Consider the following 12,054-nt stretch of genomic DNA (forward strand, 5'->3'; position numbering starts at 1 on the left):
GGTGATTTCAAATGGCAAATCATAGACCAGGAAGAATTAACGAAGAAGTTAAAAAAGAAGTTAGTAACATCATCAGAAATGATGTTAAAGATCCAAGAATTACAGCTATGGTAAGTGTTACAGATGTTAAAGTTACAAAAGACTTAAGCTTTGCTAATGTTTATTTAAGCGTATTTGGTGGATCTAAAGAAGAAGAACAAGCAACTTTTGAGATAATCAAAAAATCTGCTGGGTTCATAAGAAAAGAATTAGGTAAAAGAGTAAAACTTAGAGTTACACCTCAAATTGTTATTGAAAGAGATTCTTCAATAGCACAAGGGATGTATATAGACTCTTTACTTGCTAAAATTAAGGAGAAATAAAAATGAATATACGTGAAGTTATAGATTATATCGATTCAGTAGAAAAGATAGCTGTAACATTTCATGTTTCTCCAGATGGTGATGCTGTGGGGAGTGTTTTATCACTCCTTCAAGGCTTAAGAAAATATGGTAAAGAAGCTTATATTATTTCAAAGGATAAACCTGCGGATAATCTAGGCTTTCTTCCTTATGCAAAGGAAATTACTGGCGAGCATACATTACCAACTGAGGGAACAGATTGTGTTATAGTTTTAGATTGTGGAAATGTTGAAAGAATAGCAGGAGATATAGAGAAGTTTGAAGGAAAAGTTTTAAATATAGATCATCATTTATCTAATGATAAATATGGATATATAAATTATGTTGATACTGATGCTTCTTCAAGTTGTGAAGTGGTTTATGACCTTCTTACTGCTATGAATGTTGATATTGATGAGAATATAGCAAGAACATTATATACAGGTCTTGTGACAGACACAGGGTCATTTAGATATTCTAATGCAACAAAGAAAACACATAATATAGCAGGTGAACTTGTTTCAAATAATATTAAACATGATGAAATTCACAGAGAATTATTTGATAATAAATCATTTGGAAAATTAAAGTTAATTGGTAAAGTATTAGATGATATGGAACTTGTTTGTGGTGGGAAACTTGTAGTGATGAGAATTACTAAGGAAATATTGAAATTAATAGATACAGACAAGGAAGATACAGGAGATTTAGTTTCATTTGGTAATAAAGTAGAAGGTGCAAAGGGGTGTATACTTTTAAAAGAAGCGGATGATGCAGTTAAAATAAGCTTTAGATCAAAAGATACTTTAGATGTTAGAAAAATAGCAGAATTATTTGGTGGCGGTGGTCATACAAAAGCTGCTGGTGCTAAAATTGTTGGAGTTACAATGGATGAAGCTAAAGCAATGATAATAGAAAAATTAGAAAAAGAGTTGATTTAATGAACGGTGTAATAAATATTTGTAAAAACACAGGGCAAACATCATTTGATGTTGTTGCAAGGGTAAGAAAAATTGCAAAAATAAAAAAAGTAGGTCATACAGGAACATTAGACCCTGAGGCAAGTGGAGTTCTACCTATATGTATAGGTAGAGCTACAAAAATTATAGATTATATAATGGAAAATAAGAAAGTTTATAGAGTTACTATGAAGCTGGGGGTTGTTACAGATACTTATGATCTAGAGGGTAAAGTTATAAGAGAAGCTGATGCAAGTAACATAAGTGAAGAAGAAGCTTTGACTGTTGTAAATACATTCAAAGGTGATATTATGCAAATACCTCCAATGTTTTCAGCACTTAAAAAAAATGGTGTAAGATTATATGAACTTGCAAGAAAAGGTATAGAAATTGAAAGAGAAGCTAGACCAATAACTATACATTCATTAGAAAATATAAAAATAGAACTTCCAAACATAACAATGGATGTATGCTGTTCTAAGGGAACATATATTAGAAGTCTTTGCTATGATATTGGAGAAAAACTTTCAGTTGGTGCTGTAATGACATCACTTGTAAGAATACAAAATGGTCCATTTACGATAGATGAAGCAGTTAATATAGAAGATTTAACAGAAGAATTACTAAATGAACATATAATATCAATAGATGAAGCACTAGAGAGTTTTGAAGGTTTTGTTATTAAAAATGAAAAATTTAGCAAACTTTTAGCAAACGGTGTATCTGTAATGGATAATAAACTTTATAATGGTATTGTCTTAAAAGATAACAAACTTTACAGAGTTTATGATTACAAGGGTATTTTAATTGGTCTTGGTAAAAAAGGCAGTAAAGGGTTTAAGATAGAAAAACTATTATTAGAGGAGTAGTAGAATGATATTGATTGATGAAGATTTTAAAGGAAACTTAAAACAAAAAACTTATATTGCTTTAGGAAGTTTTGATGGTATACACAAAGGTCATCTGACACTTATGGACGAACTTTTGCAGTTGAGCAAAAAACATAAGGTTCTTAGTATGGTTTATACCTTTAAAAATCATCCCTTAACTATTATAAAAAGTAGCGCTAAACCAAAGATAGTTATGGTTAATCAACAAAAAATAGAAGTTCTAGATGACTTAGGTGTAGATTTAGTTTGTTTAGATGAATTTAATAGAGAGCTTATGGTAAAAGAACCAGAAGATTTTATAAAGATGCTTTTAAAAAAATTTAATGCTAAAGGATTTGTAGTTGGTTTTAACTATAGATTTGGCTATAAAAATAAAGGTGATATAAAATTATTAAAAGAACTAAGTGAAAAATATGATTTTGAACTTAGTATAATGGAAGCTTATAAAGAAGATGGAAAAGTTGTAAGTTCAAGCAGAATAAGAGAACTTATAACAACAGGAGAAATTGAAATGGCAAATGAACTTTTAACAAGAAAATTCATTTTAACAGGTGAGATAGTTCATGGCAAAAAACTTGGAAGAACAATAGGATTTCCTACAGCAAATTTGGCAGTAGATAAAAATCTTGCGCTTCCGAAGCTTGGAGTATACTATACTAATGTGGAAATTGATGGAAATATTTTCAAAAGTATAACATCAGTTGGGAATAATCCAACGGTAAATGGTGATACTACAACAGTAGAAACTTATATATTAAATTTCTCAAAAGATATTTATGGAAAAAATATAAAATTGTATTTTATCGAGCAAATAAGAGAACAACACAAGTTTGCTTCAATAGAAGAACTTAAAAAGCAGCTTGAAAAAGATAAAATGTTTGCTTATAACAGAAAAATATAAAATAATTTGCAAAACTTTATTTACAATAAAATAGAGTTTTGATATAATGGTACAGAACCTAGTCCTAAGATTTAGGGTACCGCCTTTTTCCTGGAACTAGGGGATAATTATACGGAGGTGTTTATCAATGGATAAAGCTAAAAAACAAGAAATAATCGTAAAATACGGAAGACACGAGGGAGACACAGGATCACCTGAGGTTCAAATCGCACTTTTAACAGAAAGAATTAACTACTTAACAGATCACTTAAAAACACACAAGAAAGACCACCACTCAAGAAGAGGACTTCTTATGATGGTTGGACAAAGAAGAGGATTATTAAACTACTTAACTAAAGAAGATATCGAAAGATACAGAACTGTAATCAAAGAGTTAGGATTAAGAAGATAATCAATCTTTCATATAAGAAATAAATTTAGTAGAGCGGGTTTATTCTCCGCTCTATTATTTTAAGAATATTAAAATTATAAACTTTTACCAGTTGTTTACCGAAAGGAGGTATTCAGTATGATTAATACAAATGAAATACAATTAGCAGGAAGAACTCTTAAAGTAGAGTTTGGAAGAATTGGTATGTTATCAAATGCAGCTATTTTCATAAGTTATGGAGATACTGTTATTTTAACTAATGCCAATGCATCAGAAAAACCAAGAGCGGGGATAGACTTTTTCCCATTAAGTGTTGAGTATGAAGAAAGACTATATTCAGTTGGAAAAATACCAGGTGGATTTGTTAAAAGAGAAGGAAGACCTTCAGAACAATCTATTTTACATGGTAGAGCAGTCGATAGAACAATCAGACCTTTATTCCCAAGCGGATATAGAAGTGATGTTCAAGTTGTTTGTACTGTAGTATCAGTAGAAAAAGACAATTTACCAGAAATATTAGCAATAAATGCTGCGTCTACAGCTTTATGTTTATCAAGTATTCCATTTACAACACCTACAGCAGCTGTTCAAGTTGGATTAATAGATGGCAAGTTCATCACTAACCCAACATCAGAAGAGAGAGCTAAAAGTGAAATGGAATTAACAGTTTGTGCTACAGGACAAAAAGTTATGATGATAGAAGCAGGTGGAAATGAAATACCTGAAGATGTTATGATAAATGCTATTAAATATGGTTTTGATGAATGCCAACCTATAATTAAATTCCAAGAAGAAGCTATGAAATCTTTTGGAAAAGAAAAGTTTGTTCCAGAACTTCATACAATTGATGCAGGAGTAGAAGCTGATATAAAAGCATTTGCTTATGATATGATTAATGAGGCTATGCACATAACTGATAAAGATGAAAGAAATCAAGCTATGGATGAAGTTAAAAACAAAATAGCTGAAGAATTTAATGAAAAATATGAAGATAAACTTGCAGATGTTGGAGAAGCTATCTACAACACTCAAAAGAAATGTGTAAGAAGCATGTTACTTAATGAGAAAAAAAGACCTGATGGAAGAGCTTTTGATGAAGTGAGAACAATAGGTTGTGAGGTTGACATATTACCAAGAACTCATGGTACAGGATTATTCACAAGAGGGGCGACTCAAGTAATGACAGTTGCTACACTTGGTGGGGTAGGAGAATACCAAACAATAGATGGTCTTAGTGAACTTGATTCGAAAAGATATATGCATCACTACAATTTCCCAGCTTACAGTGTTGGAGAAGTTAGACCTTTAAGAGGACCAGGAAGAAGAGAAATAGGACATGGAGCTTTAGCAGAAAGAGCTTTAGAGCCACTAATCCCTTCAGAAGATGATTTCCCATATACAATTAGATTAGTTTCAGAAGTATTAAGCTCAAATGGATCAACTTCACAAGCATCAGTTTGTGGTAGTACACTTGCTTTATTAGCAGCTGGTGTTCCACTTAAGAGACCAGCAGCTGGAATAGCTATGGGACTTATTACTTCAGATGATTTAACTGAAGAAGGCGTTTTAACAGATATTCAAGGAATCGAAGATTTCTTTGGAGATATGGACTTTAAAGTTGCTGGAACAGAGAAGGGTATCACATCAATACAAGTTGATACAAAACTTCATGGATTATCAGAAACAATAATCAGAGATGCTATTGTGAATGCTAGAGTTGCTAGAATGCACATTTTAGATAAAATAACTGAATGTATACCAGCAGCTAGAGAAGAAGTTTCAGAATATGCACCTAAAACATCAACACTTAAAATCAATCCTGATAAAATCAGATCTGTAATTGGAGCTGGTGGAAAAGTTATAAATAAAATTATAGCTGATACAGGAGTTAAAATTGATATTAAAGAAGATGGTTTAGTATTTATATCTTCAGAAAACTCAAAAGGTGTTAAAGAAGCTATAGAAATTATAGAAGGTTTAACTAAAGAAGTTAAAGCTGGAGAAGTATATCTTGGAAAAGTAACTAAGATAACTACATTTGGAGCATTTGTAGAAGTGTTACCAGGTAAAGAAGGATTGGTTCACATTTCAAAGCTTGCTTTAGAAAGAGTTAACAAAGTTGAAGATGTAGTTTCTGTAGGAGATGAAATCTTAGTTAAAGTAACAGAAATAGATCCTCAAGGAAGAGTTAATCTTTCAAGAAGAGATGTGTTACAAGATGAAGAAGATAAAAAAGCATCAGAAGAACAGCAGTAATAAGTAAAGGCAATTTTAAATTGCCTTTTTTTTTATAAATTTTTATCATATGCTTTAATATAATCTCATAACCTAATATAATGGGGGGGATATATTATGAGTAATGTGAAATATCTAAGTGAAATTGAAAAGTATGAAATAATTAATGTGAATGATGGAGAAAAATATGAAACACTTGCAAATAATGATATAATAGTTGATGAAAAAGGGGAACTTAAATTACTACTTTTAAATGTAGGTGGTGGAAAGTTTGGCTTTTTTGGAGGTGCTAGTGAATTTTATGAAGTTGACTGGGAATATGTCAAAAAAATAGGGGCTAGGACTATTATTTTAGATGCAGAGCAGGAGTTAATGCGTAAAGTAAATTTATAGGGGCGTGGTTTTAATGGAGATTATAGTTCAGAAATTTGGTGGCACATCAGTGTCTACACCAGAGAGAAGAAAAATGGTTATTAAAAAAGTTAAAGAAGTCATAGATTCAGGTGCACTCCCAGTAGTTGTAGTTTCAGCTATGGGAAGAAAGGGTGAAGCTTATGCAACTGATACGCTTTTATCTTTAGTTGGGGAGAGATTTAAAGAGGAAAATAAAATGGCTACTGATATGCTTATGGCATGTGGGGAAATAATCAGTACCGTTGCTATGAGCAATGAATTTTTAGAAGCAGGAATAAATGCAGTACCATTAACAGGCGGACAAGCTGGTATATTAACAGATAGTAATTTTAAGTCAGCTGAACCAATTGATATTGATCCAAAGCATATATTAACAGTTTTAAAAGCAGGGAAAGTTCCAGTTATAGCAGGTTTTCAAGGAGTAAATAGAGATGGATTCTTTACTACTCTTGGGAGAGGTGGTAGTGATACTACAGGAGCTATACTAGGAGTTGCGGTAAAAGCTAAAGAAGTACAAATATTTACAGATGTTGATGGAATAATGACTGCAGACCCAAGAATAGTTTCTGATGCAAAACTTATAAATAAAATAAGTTATAATGAAATATTTGAACTTGCAGACCAAGGTGCAAAAGTTATACATCCAAGAGCTGTAGAAGCAGCTATGAGAGGTAACATACCTCTTGTAATTAAAAATACTATGTCAGATTGTAAAGGTACTATGATAGATAATCTTGGGGATTTAGAGGCAGCAACTGTTATTACAGGTATAACACATCAGTCAGATAGAATACAAGTTTCTATAAACTTAGATGATAATATTAATAATAAAGCAGTTTATAAATCAATATTAGCTATACTTGCTGATAATGAGATAAGTCTTGATCTTATAAATATTTTCCCGAAAGAAAAAGTATTTACAATAGGTGAAGATAAAAAAGTTTTATTTGAAAGCATAATGAATGAACATAATATTAAGTTTGAACTTATTGATAATTTAAGTAAAATAGCAGTAGTAGGTACAAAGATGAGAGGGATTCCAGGTGTTATTGCAAAAATAGTAGAAGCACTAGATGATAAGGATATTGAAGTATTACAAAGTGCTGATTCACATATGACTATATGGTGTCTTGTTGAAACTAATAAAGTTAAAGATGCAATAAAGGCATTACATCAGGCTTTTTTATAGAATAAAAAATATATAGTATAAATTTAGACTCTCTTGTAAAAAATAAGTATAATACAGGAGGGCTTTTTTTATGGATTTAAATATTGATGAGTTAGAAAATATAGATTTAGAAAAAAAAATATTGAAAAAAGATAAGCTAGAAAGTAAAGAAAAGGCATGTGAAAATAGAGAGAAGATAGCAAAAATTGAGCAGATAAAAGAATTTGGTTCTGTTGATAAAACTGAATCAGAAGAGGAAAAAGCAGAAAAAGAGACTATACAAGTTATAAGTATTATAGGGCTTATAGAGGGGCATGCAGAATCAGGTGCACAAAATAAGACTACAAAATATGAACATATGATACCACAACTTTTAGAAATAGAACAAAGTGAAAAAGTAAAAGGTATACTATTTGTACTAAATACAGTAGGGGGAGATGTTGAGGCTGGCCTTGCAATTGCAGAAATTATAAGAAGCCTTAGTAAACCTACAGTATCAATTGTAATTGGAGGTGGACATTCAATAGGAGTGCCACTTGCAACAGCAGCTACTTATTCATTTATAGCACCTTCGGCAACAATGATTATCCATCCTGTAAGAATGACAGGGCTTGTAATAGGAGTACCACAAACATTTAAATATTTTGAAAAAATGCAGGAAAGAATAAATGATTTCATTGTAAGTACATCAAAGGTAACTAAGACTAACCTTAAAAAACTTATGATGAAAACAGATGATTTATTAAATGATATGGGGTCTATACTTATTGGGAAGGAAGCTGTAAAAGAAGGGATAATAGATGAAGAAGGTGGAGTAAAAGAGGCTATTAAAAAACTTAAAGAATTAATAGAGAAAAAGTTATAGAGTAAATCTATAACTTTTTTACATATTTTTAATTAATAAATATTTGATAGATTTGTCTTTTAAGAGTAAAATATGTAGTATATATATTTTTGTAAAAATAAATCATAAAGGGTATTTTACATAATAAAATTATAGTTAAATGCTAAATTTTAATATTAGTTTATACAGTACTTATGGTAGATACTTAAAAATAAATAATTATGGTTTACTTAGTTAAGTAAGGAAAAAGAGGGGTGATTTAGCAGGATGGCAACTGCAAAGAGGACAGAAAAAAAACAGACACCGAGCGCTAAAAAAAATTCTAGGAAAAATATAACTACCAACACTAAAAAAGTTAGTAATAAAAAAGAATTTAAAAACAAGGGTGATAATGAGATATATGGAGTTATAGCAATAGCATGTTCGCTTATTTTTATGTTTAGTTTGTATACGTCAAAACTTGGGTATTTAAGTATAATATCTAAAAAAATATTTATTTCATTGTTTGGACTTGCAGCATTTCTTGTACCGATATATTGTTTGTATATTTCAGTGAAATATTATTTTTTGAAGCAGAAAGTGACAATATCAAGAAAGTATTGGGGCATAGTTGGTGGGATAATAACAACACTTATTTTACTTCAAACATTGAATATGACAGATTATTATGTGAAGAATAGTATTATGAATTCCTTTGGTAATTTTTTAGTATCAGATTCATATATGAATGGTGGATTTATTATATTTATAATTATATTACCAATTTATAAATTTATGGGAGATATTGGCCTTTATATAGTTGTTATTGCGGCATATGTTATATGTTCAATTTTAATATTCAATTACAATATTAGAGGAGTTGCAACAGGTGTTCATAAAAAAGGTAAAACTATACAAAAGAAAGCTACTAATACGTTAAATAATCAAAGAGAAAAAATTTCAACTATAAGAAATAATAGAGATGTAAATCAAAATACAAATATAAGTAGAAATAATTTTGAAAATACATTATCAAGTACAGAAGATAGTAGTTTTAGAGAAGAAGTTGAAAAAAAGATGAAAATGATAGAATTTATGAATAATTCAACTTTAGGGACTGATGAACTTTATGATGATAGTGTAATAGAAAGCACTGAAAATGCTAAAAATCAGATTATAAATGAAGTAGTTAAAGAAAAAGAAATGATTATGGAAGAAATAAAAGGAAGTAAATATAATAATGATTTAGGTATAGTTTATGGACAACAAGAGGATATTAGAGAAAGTAAAAAAGAAATACCTATAGAAAAAGATATAGAGGAATTTAAAGAAGAAATTGTAGTTACAAAGCTAGCAGATAAGAAATACATTGAAATAAAAGAACAAGAACCTATAATTAAGAAAGAGGTTGAAGTTATTAAGCTACAAATTCAAGAGAAAGAAGTAGTAAAAAAAATTATAGAAGATGAAAAAATTGAGCAAGGTGAAGAAGAAAAAGTTAAAGTTGTTAAAAATGAATATTCTTATCCATCAGCAGACCTTCTTAATATTAATACTAGATCAGAACTTAGTGTAGAAGAAAGGCGTGAACTTGTTGAAAGTTCTAATAAACTTGAAGAGGTTCTTTTAAGCTTTGGAGTTGAAGCAAAACTTTTAGATGTTACTAAGGGACCATCGGTTACAAGATTTGAAATACAACCTAAATCAGGAATAAAAGTTAATAAGATAGTGAATTTATCACATGATATAGCACTAGGACTTGCAGCAGCAGGTGACGTAAGAATAGAGGCTCCTATTCCGGGTAAGGCAGCAGTTGGAATTGAAGTTCCGAATAAAAAACAAACACCAGTTTATTTCAGAGAAATAATCGAATCGTCAGAGTTTAATGATAGTAGTTCCAATATTGCATGTGCATTAGGTAAAAGTATAGAGGGTAAGCCTGTGGTTGCAGATTTATCAGCAATGCCTCATCTTCTTATTGCAGGAGCAACAGGTTCAGGTAAGAGTGTATGTATAAATACTTTAATTGTAAGTATTTTATATAAATATTCTCCTGATGAGGTTAAACTTCTTATGGTTGATCCAAAGGTAGTTGAGTTAAGTGTTTATAATGGGATACCACATTTATTAATCCCAGTAGTTACAGATCCTAAAAAGGCATCAGGTGCATTATTCTGGGCAGTTAAGGAAATGGATAGAAGATATATCCTATTTGCTGAAAATGGTGCTAGAAATATAACATCATATAATAATATGGCTGATAAGGGGAAAGTAAGTGAAAAATTACCTTATATTGTTATAATAGTAGATGAACTTGCTGACCTTATGATGGTTTGCCCTGGTGATGTAGAAGAATATATTTGTAGATTAGCACAAAAAGCTAGAGCTGCAGGGATGCATCTAGTAATTGCAACACAAAGACCATCTGTAGATGTAATTACAGGTGTAATTAAGGCAAATATACCATCTAGAATATCTTTCTCAGTTTCGAGTCAGATAGATTCTAGGACTATATTAGATTGTGGTGGTGCTGAAAAACTTCTAGGACGAGGTGATATGCTATTTAGTCCTATAGGCAAATCAGGAAATATGAGGGTGCAAGGAGCTTTTATATCTGAGGAAGAAGTTGAGCAAGTTGTAGAACATGTTAAAGGTATAGAAAATACTATAGAAAATAATTATGAAGCAGAGATATTAAAACACATGGAATCAGCTGCAAGTGGTGGGAAATCAGGAAGTTCAGGAGATGAACAAGATGAACTTTTAGATCAGGCTATAAAACTTATAGTTGATAGTGGACAAGTCTCAGCATCTTTTATTCAAAGACGTTTAAAGATGGGATTTAATAGAGCTGCTAGAATGATAGAACAAATGGAGGACCTTGGAATAATATCAGAAAAAGATGGTAATAAGCCAAGACAGGTTTTAATAACGAAAGAAGAATTAGAAAATATTTAAATATTAATAATATATTAAATTTAATAAGATAAAATTATAGACAATAGGTTAGATATTGATATAATATTATATATGAATATTTTTAATAGAAATCTAAATATTTCTAATTGATGTAATAGTTATATAATATTTAGAGTTTTAGCTATCGAAAAAGAGATAAGCTAAATTACTATAATAGTGGGAGTGTAAAAAATGAATTTAGCAAATAAATTAACAGTAATAAGAGTTATATTTGTTCCAATTTTCTTATTATGTATGTCTACAAACATAATACCTTATGGAACATTTATAGCTACTATTATATTCATATTAGCTTCAATAACTGATAAGTTAGATGGATATATAGCAAGAAGTAGAAATCAAGTAACTAATTTTGGGAAATTTATGGACCCATTAGCGGATAAATTATTAGTTACAGCTGCACTTATAACATTAGTAGGTGTTAATATTATACCGGCGTGGATAACTGTAGTAATTATATCAAGAGAGTTTGCAGTTTCAGGTCTTCGTTCTATAGCAGCAGCAGAGGGGCATGTAATTGCTGCAAGTAATTGGGGGAAAATTAAAACAGTATTTCAAATGGTTGCAATAGTTTTATTATTAATAGTTGCCAATATTGCAACAACTCCATTTATTGCAGACATAATAAATTCAAGTTCAATTTTAATAAATTTCTTTACTTATGTTCCAAATATAATTTTATATATAGCTTTAATAATAACAATAATATCTGGAATAGATTATTTTGTTAAGAATAAATCTGTTATAAATACTAATAAATAGTGAAAAGTACCGTTCATTTTTAAAAATGAATGGTACTTTTTTTATTTTAATAAAAGAATTAGCATTAAAAAATTTTTTTGAAATAAATATATATAAATAGCTATATTTAAGTGTATTACACAACTTGACATAAGAATTTATATGCTATACAATAATAACAAATACTGGTTTCA

Annotated in this window: 11 protein-coding genes; all 11 read left to right on the forward strand. The window is 30.0% G+C overall.

The window, feature by feature from the left end; translation table 11 throughout:
- Positions 1–11 precede the first annotated feature (11 nt).
- The 11 genes from rbfA to pgsA all read left to right on the forward strand — a co-directional run bounded on the left by rbfA (position 12) and on the right by pgsA (position 11,881).
- Positions 12–362: a 30S ribosome-binding factor RbfA gene (gene rbfA / locus Q0V24_RS03965; RefSeq protein ID WP_297518824.1), complete on the forward strand. Its 351-nt coding sequence runs from the start codon at positions 12–14 to the stop codon at positions 360–362.
- Between the two features lie 2 nt (positions 363–364).
- The gene (locus Q0V24_RS03970; protein WP_297518825.1) at positions 365–1,321 is read left to right on the forward strand and encodes a bifunctional oligoribonuclease/PAP phosphatase NrnA; all 957 of its coding nucleotides are present in this window, start codon (positions 365–367) and stop codon (positions 1,319–1,321) included.
- A complete protein-coding gene (truB, locus tag Q0V24_RS03975) occupies positions 1,321–2,208 on the forward strand; it encodes a tRNA pseudouridine(55) synthase TruB (protein ID WP_297518826.1) in 888 nt (295 codons plus the stop codon). Before Q0V24_RS03970 ends, truB begins: the two co-directional genes overlap by 1 nt.
- Before the next feature lie 4 nt (positions 2,209–2,212).
- Positions 2,213–3,130 (forward strand): bifunctional riboflavin kinase/FAD synthetase, encoded by a 918-nt coding sequence (locus Q0V24_RS03980; protein ID WP_297518827.1) that lies wholly within the window; start codon positions 2,213–2,215, stop codon positions 3,128–3,130.
- A 127-nt stretch (positions 3,131–3,257) separates the two neighbouring features.
- Positions 3,258–3,521 (forward strand): 30S ribosomal protein S15, encoded by a 264-nt coding sequence (gene rpsO / locus Q0V24_RS03985; RefSeq protein ID WP_297518828.1) that lies wholly within the window; start codon positions 3,258–3,260, stop codon positions 3,519–3,521.
- Between the two features lie 117 nt (positions 3,522–3,638).
- Positions 3,639–5,756 carry a polyribonucleotide nucleotidyltransferase gene (locus Q0V24_RS03990; protein ID WP_297518829.1) on the forward strand — a complete coding sequence of 706 codons (2,118 nt, stop codon included), beginning with the start codon at positions 3,639–3,641 and terminating at the stop codon, positions 5,754–5,756.
- Positions 5,757–5,852: 96 nt separating this feature from the next.
- Positions 5,853–6,128 (forward strand): YlmC/YmxH family sporulation protein, encoded by a 276-nt coding sequence (locus Q0V24_RS03995; RefSeq protein WP_297518830.1) that lies wholly within the window; start codon positions 5,853–5,855, stop codon positions 6,126–6,128.
- A 13-nt stretch (positions 6,129–6,141) separates the two neighbouring features.
- Complete coding sequence (gene dapG, locus Q0V24_RS04000) at positions 6,142–7,338, forward strand: aspartate kinase (RefSeq protein ID WP_297518831.1); 1,197 nt, start codon at positions 6,142–6,144, stop codon at positions 7,336–7,338.
- A gap of 70 nt (positions 7,339–7,408) precedes the next feature.
- Positions 7,409–8,182, forward strand: a complete 774-nt coding sequence (locus tag Q0V24_RS04005; protein WP_297518832.1) for an ATP-dependent Clp protease proteolytic subunit — start codon at positions 7,409–7,411, stop codon at positions 8,180–8,182.
- Positions 8,183–8,428: 246 nt separating this feature from the next.
- Complete coding sequence (locus tag Q0V24_RS17090; RefSeq protein WP_366938270.1) at positions 8,429–11,098, forward strand: DNA translocase FtsK; 2,670 nt, start codon at positions 8,429–8,431, stop codon at positions 11,096–11,098.
- Between the two features lie 192 nt (positions 11,099–11,290).
- Entirely contained in the window at positions 11,291–11,881 is a 591-nt protein-coding gene (gene pgsA, locus Q0V24_RS04015) for a CDP-diacylglycerol--glycerol-3-phosphate 3-phosphatidyltransferase (RefSeq protein ID WP_297518833.1), read from the forward strand.
- The last annotated feature ends 173 nt before the right edge of the window (positions 11,882–12,054 follow it).

Source organism: uncultured Clostridium sp. (assembly GCF_947039605.1).
GTDB lineage: Bacteria > Bacillota > Clostridia > Clostridiales > Clostridiaceae > Sarcina.